The following is a 17106-nucleotide window of genomic DNA, read 5'->3' as shown; positions in this document are numbered from 1 at the left end:
GTGCCGTACCTGGTTGTCCAAATACAGAAAAGGATGGAAGCATAACTATGACGGAGCCGAAGATTTGGGAAATTCCCCTGCCGGATGTAAGTGTGGAGGATCTTTTTCAAGCAGAAGGTGCCGCTTACAATAAACGTCCTCCGCGGCCAAGAACGCTGGAATTGCACCGCCGGACCCTGGCTGAAGCATCATCTCTGGTCCGGCCGGTCATGACCTGGCGTGAAGTTAAAATATTAGGTGCCGGAGAGCGGGAGCTTTTGCTTGAAGAAGGGCAAAAGTTGACCGGCAGGCTTTTGGCAAGGGTGGCGGGAACAGCAGAAAAGTTAATTTTTTTCGCAATGACCATCGGAAACGCGTTAGACGACCGGGAGGAGTATTATATCAAGTCCGGGAAAACATTGGAAGCCTTCGCCCTGGACGCCGCCGGAACAGCATATATCGTAAAAAGCAGTATGACGGCGGTGGATAAAATTGAGGAGCATTGCCGTAAAGCAGCCCTTCAAACAACCTTTCCCATGGGGCCGGGGCACTCATACTGGCGTTCGCTGGAGGATTTGCAAACTGTTTTTTACTTTCTACAGCCCGGGCAAATTGGCCTGCGCCTAACAGATTCGAACTTAATGATGCCCCGCAAGTCAATCGCCATGGTAATGGGAGTGGGACGCGACCTGCCGGACTTTAAAGGTAAAACTCATTGTGACTTCTGTAGTCTGCAGAAAAAATGCCAGCTAAACCATTTTGGGGAGAAATGCTAGCAGCAAGCGGGATAATTACCTGTGTTTCCATTATAAGGTGTCAAATATTGTTAAATTATGTCAAACCTTGACATGTGAGAAAAATATAATTATATTTATTATTGTGTTAAATTTACTATTGCACCAGAAGTGGTGAAAGGCACAATTTATGCACATTGGAATAGTTAGCTGGTTAAATTATAGCGAAATTGTTGTAATGTACCAGTATGGAACAATAGTTCCAAAACAGGGCACCGTCGTTATGAAATTATTGTAAACACGGCGGTGTTCCGTGTTATTAATTTAATAAATTGCCGCTTTTATCATGGCACGTTTTTTGCGATATTAAAAATATTGTTTATAGACTATGGGTCATAACAATAAATATCGCTTATAGATAAGGGGTCATAACAATGTCGGTGGCATTTAATCTAACCAACAGCCTCAAAGATAATTTTGGCTTTATCAATAACGTAAGCAAGGAAAGCGGCCAACCGGTGGAGCAATGTTACCAATGCGGCAAATGTACCGCCGGGTGTCCGGTGGCTTTTGCTATGGATTATCCTCCCCACCGCGTGCTCCGGATGGTGCAGCTGGGTTTAAAGGAAAACGTGCTGAGAAGCCAGGCTATTTGGCTTTGCGCCGGCTGCTCCACGTGCACATCAAGGTGTCCCCGCAATGTTGACCTGGCCCAGGTTATGGATTGCTTGCGCAGCCTTGCCAAACGCGAGGGTGTTCCGCTTGATGATCGCGCCAGGGATGTTTCGCTGTTTTACGACTGCTTTTTAAACACTGTTGAAGATAACGGTAAGCTTTATGAGTTGGGTATGATGCTTAACTACAATTTAAAAACCAGGCAGTTATTTAAGAATGCCAATACCGGCCTGGCCATGTTAACCCGAAACAAAATTAAATTTCTACCTGCTAAGACCAAAAACCGCCGGGACGTGGCGATGATTTTCCAGCGGGTACGTGAACTGGAGGGGAAAGCCAGATGAGATACGCTTATTTCCCGGGATGCTGCGATCATACCAGCGGCAGGGAATATGATATTTCCACCAGGGCGCTTTGCCATGCCCTGGATGTGGAATTAGTTGAAATACCCGGCTGGAGTTGTTGTGGTTCAACGCCCGGGCACAGCACCAGTCATCTGTTGGGAATAGCCCTGGCAGCGCGCAATCTGGCTCTGGTGGCGGAAATGGGGCTGGACTGCACTGCTTCCTGTGCGGCTTGCTACCAGCGTCTGGCTATGGCCAACGTGGAAATGCAAAATGATCCAAGACTTTGTGAAAAAATTAACTGGATTACAGGAAAAACTTACCACGGGGGCGTAAAGGTCAAGTCGATAGTGGAGATAATTGCTGAATTAAACCCGGAACAAATAATTTCCCGGCTCGTAAAGCCGCTGGAAAATTTAAAGATAGCAGTGTATTACGGCTGTTTGATGGTCAGGCCAAAAGCTGTGCAGGTTGATGATCCCGAGAACCCTTTAGTTATGGACCACCTGCTTGAGGCAGTTGGCGCCAAAACCGTAGACTGGGGTAGTAAAACCGAGTGTTGTGGCGCTTCCCTGGCCATATCCAATGATGACGTGGTGTTGAAGCTAACCAGTAAAATACTTGCCGATGCCGCCCGGGCCGGGGCCGACTGTATTGCCACGGGTTGCCCGCTCTGTCACTTTAACCTGGATATGCGCCAGAAAAAAATAAACCAGGTTTTCGGTACTGATTACCAGCTGCCGGTGTTTTATTTTACCCAGTTAATAGGACTGGCTATCGGGCTTACGCCTGACAATTTAAGCTTTAACACCCATTTTATAGATACAAGCAAGGTACTTGAACTGGTTGGGTGATTATTGATGATATGGAGCGATACCAATGAGGATAGGAGTATTTGTTTGCTGGTGTGGATCAAATATCGGCGGGGTTGTCGATGTTCCCCGGGTGGCCGCCCGGGCCGCCCATTTACCCTACGTTGCGCACAGCGTGGATTATAAATATACCTGTTCCGAACCGGGACAGAACATGATTGTTGATGCTATTCAAAAGCATAATTTAGACAGGGTGGTGGTTGCATCCTGCTCACCCCGCCTGCATGAGACTACTTTTCGTAAGACTATCGCCCGGGCGGGGCTGAACCCGTATCTACTTGAAATGGTTAATATTCGCGAGCAGTGTTCCTGGGTGCATAGCAAAGAACCTGATCAGGCTACTGCCAAAGCCATAGACCTGGTGAGAATGGCTGTTGCCAAAGCGGCCCGTTTGGAACCGCTGTCTGAGGGATCCATTACTGTAACCAAAAAAGCAATGGTTATCGGTGGCGGCATTGCCGGCATTCAGGCGGCGCTGGACATTGCGGATGCCGGGCATAAGGTAATACTCGTGGAAAGGGAGCCGACCATTGGCGGCAAAATGGTTATGCTGGACAAAACTTTCCCCACTTTAGACTGCTCGGCCTGCATCAGTACGCCCAAGATGGTGGCGGTGGCGCAGCATCCCAATATTGAGCTGCTTACTTACGCTGAAGTTACCGAAGTAAGTGGTTACATCGGAAATTTTTCAGTTACGGTTAAACAAAAGGCACGTTATGTTGATCATAGCCGCTGCACCGGTTGCGGCACCTGCTGGGAAAAATGCCCGCAAAAGGTGTCCAGTGAGTTCAATCAGCATATTGGCATCCGCAAGGCCATCTATATTCCCTTTCCCCAGGCGGTACCCAATAAGCCCTGCATAGATGCGGCAAACTGCCGCCGCCTGAACGGGAAAAAGTGTGGAGTTTGCGCCAAAGTATGCGCGGCAGGGGCAATTAATTATGAACAGCAGGATGAATACCGGCAGGTGAAAGTAGGCGCCATTGTTATGGCCACCGGTTATGATCTTTTCGACTGGACGCAGGCTTACGGTGAATATGGCTATGGAAAAATTCCCAATATAATCACGGGACTGCAGTTTGAGCGCCTGGTCAATGCCTCCGGTCCCACCGGTGGAAAAATAACCCGGCCATCCGACGGCAAGGAACCCCAAAATGTTGTTTTTATTAAATGCGTAGGTTCCAGGGATGAAGCCAAGGGCAAAGCATACTGTTCCAGGGCCTGCTGTATGTATACCGCCAAGCATGCCCACCAAGTGCTGGAAAAAATTCCAGGGTCCCGGGTGTTTGTCTTTTATATGGACGTCCGGGCGCCGGGCAAAGCTTATGAAGAATTTTACCAGCGCACGGTTAATGAGGGGGCCCGGTATATCCGGGGACGGGTATCCAAAATATCCCGCAAGGGTGACAAATTACTGGTTAAGGGTGCGGATACCCTGCTGGGTTGCCAGGTGGAAATTGAAGCCGACCTGGTTGTTCTGGCCACGGCAATGGTGCCGTCACGGGGTTCACGGGAAATTGCCAGAACGGTAGGCTTTACTGTGGACCAGGACGGCTTTTTCCAGGAGGCGCACCCCAAACTTCGCCCGGTGGAGACGAACACGGCAGGGATCTTTTTAGCCGGGGTTTGTCAGGGTCCCAAAGATATCCCCGATACAGTGGCCCAGGCCAGCGCGGCTGCGGTTAAGGTTTGTGCGCTGCTCTATAAACAGGAAATTGCAACCAACCCGATGATTGCAGAGGTTAACGAGTCAAAATGCCAGGGTTGCCTGTTATGCCGGGATGTATGTCCGTTTCAGGCCATTGAAACCAAAACAATTCCCAACAACGCTCATGACCAGGCAAAAACACAAACAGTTGCTCATGTCAACAGCGGTCTTTGCCAGGGCTGCGGATGCTGCACATCGTCTTGCCGCTCGGGCGCAATTAATTTAAAGGGTTTTTCCAATGAACAAATAGTCTCCGCAATAAAGGCATGTCTGTGCGAAGACAACTTTGCTGAATTGGTGCGGAAAGTGCGGAAGAGATAAGAAATTTTTCTTGACCGTTAATTGTAGGAATGTTATGATAATTAATAAATAATTTGATAAAGGTAATGAAGGGGAAAAGTAGGCGGTACACAGCCTTTCAGGGAGGAAGCGTCGCGACTGAAAGCGCTTCTATGGTATGAATCGTTGAAGTTCTCCCCCGAACCGTCGGACTGAAATATTTTACAAGTAGGCCCGACCGGAAACTTCCACCGTTAAAAGGAAGGGGGTATAAGGAATATTTCCCGTACCCTGCCAAGAGTGGACCTTTTTGGTCAATGAGGGTGGTACCGCGAGAGTAACATTTCGTCCCTGGGGGATGAAATGTTTTTGTTTTTATTACACCTATTTTTACTACACCTTTTTGGCAGGCAGTACGACAGTGTTCCCGTACCCTAAAGAAGAGGGTTCTTTATGAAACCAAGCGGGGTGGTACCGCGGAAGGCCACAGCTTTCGTCCCCACGAAAGCTGTGGCCTTTTTATATGCGGAAACCCGGGGGTGATGGGAATAAACTCATATGAGTAAGGTCTGTCTGCAAAGGTTAACAAATAGAATCAGGGGGGATAAATTTTGAGTAAATTGGTAAAAAAAATTGGTTTAACACTACTGACAATACTTTTGTTAATAGTTGGCTTAATAGCAGGCGGATGCGCTTCAAGTCAAAATGACGCCGGAAGTGCCGGGCAGGCGAAGGAGCAAGGAAAAGAACAGGGAAATGAGCCTTATCAAATAGGCGCGGTTATTGATATTAGTGGAAACTCTTCTTCTCTGGGCGTGCCCGAGCGGGATACCTTACTTATGCTGGTTGATAAGTTGAACCAGGATGGCGGGATTAACGGCCACCCGGTGGAATTGACCATATTAGATAATAAAAGCGAAGAAACCGAAGCGGTGCTGGCAGTTAAAAAGTTAATTGAGAAAAATGTGCTGGCTGTCCTGGGCTGTAGTTCCAGCGGCCCGTCCATGGCTATGATCAACACTGTCCAGAACGCAAAGGTGCCCATGGTTTCCATGGCTGCAGCCAGCAGTATAGTTGAGCCCGTAAGTGACCGGCAGTGGGTGTTTAAAACCGCCCAAAGTGACATCGTAACAGTAAAGAAAATCATCACCTATCTTAAGGCGCGGGACCTGACCAAGGTGGCTTTACTGTATATGAACAATACTTACGGGGACGGGGGAAAAGCTGCGTTTACCACTGCAGCCAAGGAAAACGGCATTGAAATTGTAGCGGAAGAGAAATTTGAGGCCAGCGATAAAGATATGACACCGCAGCTCACCAAAGTCAAAGCCGGCGGGGCCCAGGCTGCTATTGTATGGGCCATTCCTCCTTCTGCGTCGATTATTACCAAGAATTTTAAAGATATGGGACTGTCCATTCCGCTGATCCACAGCCACGGTGTGGGCAACCAGAAGTTTATCGAACTTGCCCAGGGGGCTGCGGAGGGGGTTATTTTACCTATAGGCAAGTTAGCCGTGGCATCCCAAATTCCTGACAGCGATCCTCAGAAAAAGGTGTTGGAAAGTTATATTGCTGATTACCAGGCAAAATATAACACGCAGCCTAATTCCTTTGGCGGGTATGCCTGGGACGCCTTTAAGCTGGTGGTGGCCGCTATCGAAAAGGCAGGTCCGGACCGCGCTGCCATCCGCGACGAGCTTGAAAAGAACACCAGTGGATTTGCGGGAATATCAGGCATATTTAACATGTCACCCCAGGATCATAACGGGCTTGGTGTGGATTCCATGGTACTGGTACAGATTAAGGACGGCAAGTGGCAACTTATTAAATAAAGAGGTGCTTATATGTCTGATCAGCTGTTGCAGCTTCTTTTTTCGGGACTTACCCTGGGGAGCATCTATTCCTTGATTGCTTTGGCACTGGTTACCACTTTTAACATAACCGGTGTATTAAACCTCGCCCTGGGGGAATTCGCTGCCATCGGGGCGCTGCTGGCAATCAGCCTGTATGCAACCGGAATGCCTTTGATCGCTGCTTTTATCCTGTCGATTGTCCTGGTGGCGATAATGGGAGGGGTTTTGGAGCGGGCTGCAATTTACCCTGCCCGGCGGGCATCGGGCCTTACCCTGATCATTATTACCATTGGTCTGTCAATATCCCTGCGCGGTTTGGCGTTGTTAATCTGGGGCACGGACACATACTCTCTCCCCGCCTTTTCCAAAGGCGGGCCCTTTTTCATCGGGGGGGCTGCTTTAAATCCACAAAGTATTTGGATCCTGGGTCTTGCTGTCTTAACCCTGTCGCTGCTATACGCTTTCTTTGAACTGACTTATGCGGGCAGGGCGGTAAAAGCCGCTGTTATCAATCGAACTGCGGCCAGGTTGGTGGGTATCAACCCCAGTACCGTGTCCTTTTGGGCTTTTGTAGGAAGCGGAGCGCTGGGTGCTGCAGCGGGTATTTTCATCGCTCCCGTTACCATGACAACCTATGACATGGGCTTTATGCTGGGAATTAAGGGCTTTGTGGCTGCAGTAATAGGCGGGTTGAGCAATGTCGGAGGTGCTGTGCTGGGTGGGCTTCTTTTGGGCGTTCTGGAGTCATACAGCGCCGGTCTGATTTCCTCCGGGCTGAAAGATGCCCTGGCCATAATCATTCTTCTGGCGGTTCTCCTGTTAAGGCCGCAGGGTATTCTGGGAGTTCTGGGTGAGCGTAAAATTTAAAAGAAGGCGGGAAGGTAGTGGATCGATTTAGATGTTTAATGAAGATAAAAAAAACTTTTTTATGGCCGGCGGCTGTCCTGCTTTTTTTGGCCCTGCCCCTGGTGATTGACAGCAATTATTTAATTAGTGTGCTTATTGTCATTGGCCTTTACACAATTATTGTGCAGGGTCTGGGAATTTTGATGGGTTATGCGGGTCAGGTATCCTTCGGACATGGCGGATTCTTCGGCCTGGGGGGGTATGCGGTTGCTATAATGACTACGCGCTATGGGTGGCACCCGGTTTTGGCGCTATTGGCTGCGATTATCCTGCCGGGGCTAATTGCAGCCATCATCGGGCGGCCAACGCTCAAACTGCGGGAGTTATACCTGGCAATGGGCACCATGGGTTTTGGCATACTTATTCATACAATGTTCAATGAGGCCGGGGAATTGACCGGGGGACCGTCGGGAATTGCGGGAATTCCTTACCTTACTATTGGCGGGCTGACCTTTGACAATGATATCAAATTTTTCTACCTTATTTGGGCGGTGGTGCTGCTGGTTTTATTCGGAATCAACAATTTAATCCGCTCGCGGGTGGGCAGGGCGCTCCGCGCCATCAGTGAAAGTGAGCACGCTGCTGAAACCGCCGGGATAGATACCGGCAAACTAAAATTAAAGGCATTTATTTTCAGTGCCCTGCTGGCAGGGCTGGCCGGCGGGCTCTACGCCTTTTATGTAACCTTTGTCAGTCCTGCGCCTTTTGGTTTCAATACCTCGGTGCAGTTTGTACTGATGGCTGTGGTCGGGGGTTTGGGTACCTTTCTAGGCCCCCTGCTGGGGGCGGCGCTGGTGGTGCTGCTGGGAGAACTATTGCGCTGGGCGATCCCGCTGGTTATACCCGGCGCCGGCGGTGAGTATGAGATTATCTTTTTCGGACTGATATTGGTGGTCCTGATGATCTATCGCCCCGAAGGTCTCGGGGCCTTTGGCAAAATTTCAAAATCACCTATGGAAAAAACGCCGGCCGCATCGGATGTGGGTTTACCCGAGAGCGGTTGAGGTTAATTAAAGTTAATTGCAGTTAATTGAAGGGGGTTTCCGGTTTGCTGCTGGAAGTGCAAGGTCTTACAAAACATTTCGGCGGTGTTGCCGCAGTCAGGGATGTTGGTTTTAAAGTAATCGAAGGCACCATTTTCGCACTGATCGGTCCTAATGGCGCCGGCAAAACTACGGTGTTTAATTTAATCACCGGCATGCTTCAGCCTGACGGTGGGTCCATTAACTTTCTGGGTAAACGGATTGACGGGCTAAAGCCGTATCAGATTGCTGCGGCGGGCATCACCAGAACATTTCAGAACCTTCAATTGTTCAGCGGTATGACTGTGCTGGAAAACGTTATGACCGGCGCCCATTTAAAAGGTAAAACCGGTTTTGTCAAGTCAATTTTGCGCCGGCCCGGTATAAACGCGGAAGATAAACAAATAATTGAACAGTCTATGGCATTGCTGGGCGAGGTTGGGTTGGACAGTTCAGCGGACCTTCCTGCCGCAGCGCTTCCCTTCGGCCGGCAGAGACTGCTGGAAATAGCCAGGGCGCTGGCCTCCGGTCCCCGGCTGGTCCTGCTGGATGAACCCGCTGCGGGTTTAAACAGCACCGAAACAAAGACCCTGGCCAGATTTCTTAAAAAATTAAGAGAAAACGGTCTTACCATGGTTTTGGTGGAACACGATATGGAAACTGTCATGGAAGTGGCTGACCGTATTTTAGTCTTAAATTTCGGCCGGGGAATAGCTGAAGGGACACCGGCGGAGGTTCAGGCCGACCCGGAAGTAATCAGGGCTTACCTGGGGGAGGATGAACAAATTGCTTAGAATAGAAGGGCTGGATGTTTATCACGGATATGTGCAGGCAGTCAGGGGGCTTTCCCTGCATGTAAAAGAGGGTGAATTGCTGGCCATCCTTGGCGCCAACGGGGCCGGTAAAAGCACCCTGCTCGGGACGCTGGCCGGCCTGCACAAACCGGCTAAAGGAAATATTCTGGTTAAGAGGAAAGGGGATACGCCTCCAAACAAGGAAAAGGGGAACACTCCTGTTGGAGGAATGTCCCAAGTGGAATGTCCCCAATTATGGAAGGATATAACCAATACTTCTCCCGAAAAAATGGTGCGCCAGGGTATCAGCCTGGTGCCGGAAAGAAGGGAAATTTTTAGTTCATTGAGTGTATTGGATAACCTTATGCTCGGCGCCTATCATCGTTACCGCCGTGATAAAGCAACAATTTTATGTGACGTCCGGGAAGTTATGGAAATTTTTCCGGCTTTAAAGGGCAGAGAAAAAGAAATGGCGGGAACATTGAGCGGAGGCCTGCAGCAGATGCTTGCCATCGGCAGAGCGCTGATGGCCCACCCCAAATTGTTGCTCCTGGATGAGCCTTCAGTCGGCCTGGCCCCGCTGGTGGTGCGCGAAATTATGTCTATATTGAGCCAGCTAAAGAAAACCGGTGTAACGATTATGCTGGTGGAGCAAAACACAAGGGCTGCGCTAAAGGTGGCGGACAGGGCACTTGTCATGGAACGGGGCTCGATTACCATTAGCGGCAGTTCGGCTGAACTGATGTCTGATTCCAAGGTGCAGCAGGCCTACCTTGGCCGCGCCCGCGTCCAACCAGCCTGGGGTCAGGCTTGACTTATTTTAGTAGCTATTTTTGTTTTTCCATCCAAAGCATAACCTTTTCTGTATGTGGGAGTTGATGTCTGGTGTTTGATAGGTATAAAGACCAAAAGGGGAATGAGATTAAAGGAATGACATACTTTGTACTTAAAAATCCGCCCCAGAGATAATATGGTTTTAACAAAGGTCTGGTTTATTGCCAGACCTTTTTCGTGGAGGTGGTTTTTTATGGCCCTTTCAGGCAAAGTAGGAGCGGTGTTCGCGCAATATCAACATCCTCAGATGGGATTGAAACAGCAATAGATGATGTTATAAATGAATATTTGGGAGTTTAATAAATGAAACTTTTTGAGGTAAATATACGTCTATGATGTAGAAAGCCGAAAAAAAGAAAAACGTGCCATCTAGCGTAATTATTTGTTATTAAGTGACTAACGGAGGTATTTATGATTTTCAAGAGACTATGCACTGCTCTAACCTTGACAGCCTTACTGGCAGCCCCGCCCCTCTGGTCGAACGGCACTGCTGCATGTGCCCAGGATAGCGCCAAAAAGGTGATATTAACCCTGGGTAGTAAAGACGCTTTGCTGAACGATGCCCCGTGCCAGCTTGAAATACCGCCTGTACTGGTAGACGGCACGGCATTTCTTCCCGCCCGCTTTGTGGCGGAGGAAATCCTCGGCGCCGCGGTAAAATGGGACGCAACCACAAAAATCATGGAAATAACAAAAGATGAAGTTGATGTTAAGATGTCTTTGAAAACCGGACAGGCATCAGTAAATGGTCAGGAAATGGAAATAAGCAACCCACCCTTGATAAAAGACGGGCGTACGCTGGTGCCGCTGCGCTTTTTGGCGGAAAACCTGAACATGTCCATTGAGTTTAATGCCGCTGATAAAACCATTATCATCACCGAAGTAGCTGAACCCGCACCCGTTAATCTGACTCCGGTAATTACTTCTCTGGGGTTACCAAATGACGTGATCAAAATCGGGGAAGCGCTGAACTTTAATTATACATATGACAATGAAGAGGGAGAAGGCATTGCTGCCGAGGAGTGGAGTTACCGGCTCCCAGGCGATACCCGGATTATGACGGGTAAGCCCCGGGCCTTCTTCCAGCCCGGTGAATACACAATCAGCCTTAGAATAAAGGATGCCGCAGGAAACTGGAGTGAAACCTCCTCTACCAGCGTTACTGTAGCTGATGAAAAGCTCATGTCTGAAATGGCCTTTAAATTTTCCAAGCCTGTATATGGTGAACTGTTTGAGAATGATGAAAATGTTAATTTTTATAACATCGAACCCAATGAAAACATTGCCTTTAAACGGACCGGGCCTGTTCTGCACCTGAGCAACAGCCCGGAGGTGGTGACCGGGCCGGGTGTTCTATACCGGAGCGATGCATCGGGCAATTTCAGGCTCATGTATCACCATCTGAACGGCTCCCCCGAAAAACAGTGCCTTTATGTAATAGCCGAAAACAACAGCCCGGCCCCGGTTACCCTGAAAACCTTGAAATCAGGGGTGGGCGGCCCGGCAACCGATTACATGAACCTGGGACAAACGGTGACAATAAGATACCTGTCGTCTCAGCCATCCAACCCCGTGACCATTCAACCCGGGCAAAAAATCATCTTAAACCCGGGCTTGCGTCCTTTGAATTATAAAGAAGCCGTCACGGGCATGCAGGACTTTCAGGCAGACGGCACCATAACCATCAGCGTGATTATGGGCCCGGAAAAAGCACCGGAAACTGAACCGCTACCTGAACAGGCACAGGAAGAAGCTCCGGCGCAGGGTGGGTCAACAATATCCCCCGGTAACCTTCAAGAGGTGGAGCCGGATGGTGCAACGGGTACAGCAAGTGAGCCCGTTCCGGTAAAAACACCGGAGGAAATGCTGCAGGAAAAAATTGAGTACCTGTTATCCCTGCCGGTGCTGCCCCGAAACTCTCAGCAGGTACGGGGTGTTTTCCCCAACGGGGACTGCCTGGTGGACATACAAGGGAATGGCAAGCGAGAGGAAAAAATCACCCTGGGCATGGAAGCGCCTGGATTTGATACCTGGGCCGAAGGCGTTGACCCGCTCACGGGGGAAACCGTCAAGAATTTTGGCAATTACGGTGTGGTTTACCATTTAAAGATGTCTGCTCCCGTAAAAACAGGAGTGCTGTTAAATCCCCGGGGCAGCATCTTCAAGGGTTCTTTTCTGGGCCCTGACGGAAAGGTTTACAAGGCTCCGGCGACCAGCTATTGCAACGGACTCAAGCAGGCTGCCGTGCTGGGTGTTCTGAGAGCCGGGCAAACGGATGAATTCGTATATACGCCCCCCAGCGGTTCGGATACACCAATAGTTATGGCCTTGATACCTGAGGCATTTTGGAATAAATAGCATGTGGGAAGGTACTTGAAGGGATCAATCGGAAGTTTTGCGTGTGAAAAGGCCCAACCGCCGGTTATAGCCGGCAGTTGAGCCTTTTCATTCAACGCCTTCCGGCGTCAAGATGAACAAGTTATGGTTTGGTCAGGTGTAAAGTTGTAGAAAAATCTCCGGAGAATCAGGTAGAAAAATTGACTCCTTTTATAAAGAAAGGGTAAACTGGAATATAGTTATCATTATAAGGTAGGAGGTAGGAGTATGAACATATCTAAATGGATAACCAGAGAAAACGGGGAATTATGGTTAACAGAGGAAGACCGGGATAATCTTAAAATAAGTTATCGAGTTAAAGAAATCATTCATGAGGAACAATCACCATTCCAACATATAATGATTGTTGATTTATTCGATTTTGGACCTTCGCTTATTCTTGACGGGGTTGTGCAAACAACATCTCTGGACGGGCATATATATAATGAAATGATCTCGCATATTCCCTTGGTAACTCACCCTAACCCCAAAAAAGTACTTATAATTGGGGGCGGGGATTGTGGGGCTGCCAGGGAAGCGGCAAAATATAAAGAAGTTGAAAGAATTGATATGGTGGAAATTGACGAGGCTGTCGTCCGGCTTTGTAAGCAGTACATGCCGGAGGTATCCGGAAACCTGTCGGACCCTAGAGTAAATTTTATTTTCGCGGATGGAATTGAGTATGTTAAAACAAAACAAAATGAATACGATGTGATTATTATTGATTCATCTGACCCCGTTGGTCCGGCGGTCGGTCTGTTTCATCAAGAGTTTTACGCCGGTGCCAAAAAAGCTCTGAAGCAAGATGGAATAATCGTATGCCAAAGCGAATCGCCGCTTTTTTACATGCAAACTCTCAATAATACAAGAGCAAGTCTAAAGGGGATTTTTCAAATCACCCGCACCTATTTAGCTGTGGTACCTACTTACCCGGGCGGGTTTTGGAGTTTCACCCTTGCCTCGGATAAACACGATCCTCTTACATGGCGTAGAGAGTGGGACAAAGAAGCTAAATATGTTAGTGAAGGAATTATTAAAAGCTGCTTTGTCATACCGGGATTTATCCTTAATAAACTGGACAAATAATCATGTAAAAGAGGCAGAGATTGTCGAAATCTCTGCCTCTTTTTACGTGGTGGACAATAATATTCATTTTAGGTTAAGGAAAAAGAAGGGTAATTAAATAGATGATGGCGAAGTATTACGAAAAAACAAATAATTATGAAAGCATAAAGAGTTGCGATCCATAACCGGTATTGGCATACCCGTACCGGAGGAGGATGAAACAGTATGTTTTCTCAGGCCGCTAATTTTTTTGCCGACCAATTGGATTATATCCTTTTCTTATATAGCCTGTCCTTCCTGCTCCTGGCGGTTGCCTGTTTTCTGGTTGGGAGGAAACAGCGGTCGTTTTGGAGCTATCTTGGCTTGTTTGGATTCACTCACGGGATTTACGGCTGGCTTTGCCTGCTGGTCAACAGCCTGGGCGACGGACCGGTGTTTGCAGCCATTCGGGTTTTTGGCCTCGTCCTTTCCTTTGGTTTACTGATTGAATTTGGCCGCAAAATCTTTGAACTAATTTGGGATAAAGGTCCGGGACGCTGGATCCACATTCTTTTGATTTTCATCGTCATCTTCTGCGGCAGCAGGTACGGGATAGGGGGGATGCTGTTGTCCTCCCGGTACCTGCTGGGTTTCGGTGGGGGAATTTGGGCAAGCGTTGCCGTTGTAAAGTACGCAGCCGGTCTTGCTTCCAAGCGGCGTAAGCATTTATTCAGGACCGGTCTGCTGTTCGCCTTTTATGCCCTGTCCATGCTCGCCGGCTCGCAGGAGCTTATTTTTTACGGTACCTTAATTGACACATCGTCCTTATTAGATAAGTTCAGGCTGTACCTGTTGCTGTTGGACAGTATGGTGACGGCCTATACAGCCACGCAAATCAGGGTTTATGCCCAAACGCCGGAAAATTTGGAAAAGGAATTATCCAGCGGCGAAATGGTGCCGGACTACCAGCGCTGGGCAGTGCCGGCCGTGCTCTTTATCTTGCTGTTTGGCTGGGTTGTCGCTTTTATCGTCGGTGAAAGAGGACAGGAAGAGTTCAGCAGGAATATCATTGCCAGGGCGGCCACTGCCGCAACGGCCATCAAGCCGGAAATGGTATTGGCGTTGTCCGGTTCTCCTTCAGATAATGGAAAACCTGGTTTTGAAACCTTAAGGCGACAGCTTAAGGCTATTCATGCGGCCAATCCGGATTGTCGTTTTGTCTACCTGATGGGCCTCCGTGACGGCAAAGTGTTTTTCTACGTCGATTCGGAACCCAGGCATTCGGCCGATTATTCCAAACCGGGTGATGTGTATCAGGAGACCACCCGGCAATTAATCAATTTTTTTTCCAGCGGAGAGCCGTATATCGAAGGACCTATGCGAGACCGGTGGGGAGATTGGGTGACTGGTTTTGCGCCTGTCACCGATCCCGTCTCCGGTCGTGTTGTAGCGGCACTTGGCATTGATATCAGTGCCACATACTGGGAACGGGTGGGGGCGGCCCGTAGACTCATTGTCATTGTATTTACTTTTATCTGGAGCATCCTCACCATGGGGTTTTTTATTATTCTTTGTTTTATCAGGGAATCATCGGCAAAGATTGCGGCTTCAGAAAAACAATTTCGGACCATTTTCGAACACGCTCCGGAGGGTGTATTAATCTTTAGGGGTGATACCCGCAAAATTGTAGCGGCAAATTCATTCCTTGCCGGCCAGTTGGGCTACACTTCCGGGGAACTGTTGGAGATGCATTTCGATGACTTCCTGGTTCAGGAGGCGCAAAGAATCGAAGAGAACATTGAACAGGCGGTTGGTGATAACCGGGTCATCCTGTTGGAAGACCTTTTCCGGAAAAAAGACGGCCAACGTATGGAAGTGGAGATTATCGGGACAAGCCTGCAGTTTCAGGGAGAAAATTGTATTCTTGCCTTTATTAGAGATATCACCGTGCGTAAACAAGCAGAAGCCCAGATGAAGCAGGCCAAGGAATCTGCTGAAGCGGCGAACCGGGCCAAGAGTGAGTTCCTGGCTAATATCAGCCACGAGATCAGGACCCCGATCAACAGCGTGATCGGCGCGGCGGAACTGCTGAGGGACACATTACTTTCCGGGGAGCAGAGGGAGCTTGTGGAAATAATCCACGGTTCATCTGGTATCCTGCTGGGCAGCATTGATGAAATCCTTGATTTTTCTAAAATTGATGCAGGCAAGATGATTATTGAGCACACCACCTTTGACCTTCGCAGTCTGCTGGCAGGGATTGTCCGGGTGATGGGTGCAAAAGCCAGGGAAAAACAGGTGGAGCTGGCGATGTGGATTGACCCGGCAATTACCGCCCGGTTAGTTGGCGATCCGGTGCGCCTGCGCCAAATCATTTTCAACCTGGTCGGCAATGCGATTAAATTTACGGAGCAGGGCAAAGTATTTCTGGAAGCGGTTGCTGCTCAGAAATATTGTAATAATGTCGAAATATGCTTTAAGGTAAAAGATACCGGCATCGGTATACCCGTGGGAGTGCAAAAGAAAATTTTCGAGCCTTTTGTCCAGGCGGACGGGTCGACTACCCGGAGGTATGGCGGAACAGGTTTGGGTCTTTCCATCTGTAAAAGCCTGGTGGAAATCATGGGGGGCAGGATGGGATTGGAAAGTGAAGTGGGTAAAGGTTCCACCTTTTGGTTTACCTTAAACCTGGAATACGCGCCGTTTGGCCATGGAGATCCGGTGCAGGAGGAACGGGAGATGAAAGAAGAATTAACCTGCACCCCGGCGGAGATTGCTGCGGCCGGCGGCTGCAACGGGATTGAACAAGGAGATCCTATGATCCTGCTGGCGGAGGATAATCCGGTGAACCGGAAATTGACGGAGATCCATCTGGCAAAGTTGGGATACCGTGTGAAAACGGTAGGGAACGGGGAGGAAGCGGTGGAAGCTATGGCACTGGGGGTATACGGACTTGTCCTTATGGATGTGCAAATGCCGGTACTGGACGGGTATGAGGCCACCCGGATGATCCGGCAAAAAGAAGCCCTGTTGGAAAGGCATACGCCGGTTATCGCCATGACGGCCAATACCGCCGAGGAAGACCTGGACAAGTGTCTCGCTGCCGGGATGGACGGCTACTTGTGCAAACCTTTAAAACAGGATGAATTAAAAATGACTCTGGAACGATGGCTGTCGCAAAAGGAGATTTAGACAGCCCCTCTAAAATTTGGCGGTGTGGAAATAACGCTGTACTTCTGTGCGGACAGTGTCAAATTCTTTGCACAGCGCAAGCAAAAGGACAGAAATTGCTTCTGTTTTGCCTGATTTGGCATGTAGCTCCAATAGCTCGGCCAGGTAACGGATGGAGTGGATACGGAGGTTGGATGACGCGCCCTTGACGGCATGGGCCAGTTTGGCCACGCCTTTCCAATCCCCTTTTGCCAGGGCTGCGCAACATGCGGATAGGTTTTTCCGGGATTCATCGAAATAGATTTCATACACCTCTTTTAAATCTTCCGGGTCCACCATAATATCTGCGGCGGCATCAGGGACTTTATAAACCATCCGATCAGACATCTCCTTTTTGAGCCGGCGCACGGCAAGCGGGACAACCTGATCAGACCGGCGCGGTTCGGGTGGGGCTATATAAATATATTCGTCCGGCATAGTTTTAAGTCCTTCCGGGGACGGGGAAACCGGGCTTG

Annotated in this window: 13 protein-coding genes and 1 other annotated feature; of the genes, 12 read left to right on the top strand and 1 reads right to left on the bottom strand. The window is 49.1% G+C overall.

Annotated elements, in window-relative coordinates; all coding sequences use genetic code 11:
• Positions 1-47: 47 nt before the first annotated feature.
• The 12 genes from H569_RS0103780 (at position 48) to H569_RS21170 (ending at position 16612) form a co-directional block, all read left to right on the top strand.
• Complete coding sequence (locus H569_RS0103780; protein ID WP_027363905.1) at positions 48-755, top strand: Vitamin B12 dependent methionine synthase activation subunit; 708 nt, start codon at positions 48-50, stop codon at positions 753-755.
• 392 nt (positions 756-1147) lie between these two features.
• Positions 1148-1732, top strand: a complete 585-nt coding sequence (locus H569_RS0103775) for a 4Fe-4S dicluster domain-containing protein (RefSeq protein WP_027363904.1) — start codon at positions 1148-1150, stop codon at positions 1730-1732.
• Positions 1729-2586: a CoB--CoM heterodisulfide reductase iron-sulfur subunit B family protein gene (locus tag H569_RS0103770; RefSeq protein WP_027363903.1), complete on the top strand. Its 858-nt coding sequence runs from the start codon at positions 1729-1731 to the stop codon at positions 2584-2586. Before H569_RS0103775 ends, H569_RS0103770 begins: the two co-directional genes overlap by 4 nt.
• Before the next feature lie 25 nt (positions 2587-2611).
• A complete protein-coding gene (locus H569_RS19095; protein ID WP_051273215.1) occupies positions 2612-4633 on the top strand; it encodes a CoB--CoM heterodisulfide reductase iron-sulfur subunit A family protein in 2022 nt (673 codons plus the stop codon).
• A gap of 56 nt (positions 4634-4689) precedes the next feature.
• Positions 4690-4947: a binding site (T-box leader), on the top strand.
• A 255-nt stretch (positions 4948-5202) separates the two neighbouring features.
• Positions 5203-6423: an ABC transporter substrate-binding protein gene (locus H569_RS0103755; RefSeq protein WP_034629406.1), complete on the top strand. Its 1221-nt coding sequence runs from the start codon at positions 5203-5205 to the stop codon at positions 6421-6423.
• A 12-nt stretch (positions 6424-6435) separates the two neighbouring features.
• On the top strand, positions 6436-7311 hold the full coding sequence (locus tag H569_RS0103750) for a branched-chain amino acid ABC transporter permease (RefSeq protein ID WP_027363901.1): 876 nt from the start codon (positions 6436-6438) through the stop codon (positions 7309-7311).
• A gap of 17 nt (positions 7312-7328) precedes the next feature.
• Positions 7329-8354, top strand: coding sequence for a branched-chain amino acid ABC transporter permease (locus tag H569_RS19090; RefSeq protein ID WP_407638021.1), 1026 nt, complete (start codon positions 7329-7331; stop codon positions 8352-8354).
• Between the two features lie 44 nt (positions 8355-8398).
• Positions 8399-9166, top strand: a complete 768-nt coding sequence (locus tag H569_RS0103740; RefSeq protein ID WP_027363900.1) for an ABC transporter ATP-binding protein — start codon at positions 8399-8401, stop codon at positions 9164-9166.
• Positions 9159-9980 (top strand): ABC transporter ATP-binding protein, encoded by an 822-nt coding sequence (locus tag H569_RS0103735; protein ID WP_027363899.1) that lies wholly within the window; start codon positions 9159-9161, stop codon positions 9978-9980. Before H569_RS0103740 ends, H569_RS0103735 begins: the two co-directional genes overlap by 8 nt.
• A gap of 431 nt (positions 9981-10411) precedes the next feature.
• A complete protein-coding gene (locus H569_RS0103725; protein ID WP_027363897.1) occupies positions 10412-12358 on the top strand; it encodes a stalk domain-containing protein in 1947 nt (648 codons plus the stop codon).
• Positions 12359-12604: 246 nt separating this feature from the next.
• Positions 12605-13462, top strand: coding sequence for a polyamine aminopropyltransferase (speE, locus tag H569_RS0103720; RefSeq protein WP_027363896.1), 858 nt, complete (start codon positions 12605-12607; stop codon positions 13460-13462).
• A 204-nt stretch (positions 13463-13666) separates the two neighbouring features.
• Positions 13667-16612 carry a PAS domain-containing hybrid sensor histidine kinase/response regulator gene (locus tag H569_RS21170; RefSeq protein ID WP_051273211.1) on the top strand — a complete coding sequence of 982 codons (2946 nt, stop codon included), beginning with the start codon at positions 13667-13669 and terminating at the stop codon, positions 16610-16612.
• A gap of 9 nt (positions 16613-16621) precedes the next feature.
• On the opposite strand, the gene H569_RS0103710 is transcribed toward H569_RS21170, so the two are convergent.
• On the bottom strand, positions 16622-17068 hold the full coding sequence (locus H569_RS0103710; RefSeq protein WP_027363895.1) for an Hpt domain-containing protein: 447 nt from the start codon (positions 17066-17068) through the stop codon (positions 16622-16624).
• Between the last annotated feature and the right edge of the window lie 38 nt (positions 17069-17106).

The sequence above is a fragment of the Desulfotruncus alcoholivorax DSM 16058 genome (assembly GCF_000430885.1).
In the GTDB taxonomy this organism is placed as follows: Bacteria; Bacillota; Desulfotomaculia; order Desulfotomaculales; family Desulfallaceae; genus Desulfotruncus; species Desulfotruncus alcoholivorax.
This window is presented reverse-complemented; position numbering and strand designations above follow the sequence as displayed.

Coding starts and splice junctions, on each gene's coding strand:
- H569_RS0103780 (WP_027363905.1), top strand. CDS start 48: ATGACGGAGCCGAAGATTTGGGAAATTCCCCTGCCGGATGTAAGTGTG.
- H569_RS0103775 (WP_027363904.1), top strand. CDS start 1,148: ATGTCGGTGGCATTTAATCTAACCAACAGCCTCAAAGATAATTTTGGC.
- H569_RS0103770 (WP_027363903.1), top strand. CDS start 1,729: ATGAGATACGCTTATTTCCCGGGATGCTGCGATCATACCAGCGGCAGG.
- H569_RS19095 (WP_051273215.1), top strand. CDS start 2,612: ATGAGGATAGGAGTATTTGTTTGCTGGTGTGGATCAAATATCGGCGGG.
- H569_RS0103750 (WP_027363901.1), top strand. CDS start 6,436: ATGTCTGATCAGCTGTTGCAGCTTCTTTTTTCGGGACTTACCCTGGGG.
- H569_RS0103725 (WP_027363897.1), top strand. CDS start 10,412: ATGATTTTCAAGAGACTATGCACTGCTCTAACCTTGACAGCCTTACTG.
- speE (WP_027363896.1), top strand. CDS start 12,605: ATGAACATATCTAAATGGATAACCAGAGAAAACGGGGAATTATGGTTA.
- H569_RS21170 (WP_051273211.1), top strand. CDS start 13,667: ATGTTTTCTCAGGCCGCTAATTTTTTTGCCGACCAATTGGATTATATC.
- H569_RS0103710 (WP_027363895.1), bottom strand. CDS start 17,068: ATGCCGGACGAATATATTTATATAGCCCCACCCGAACCGCGCCGGTCT.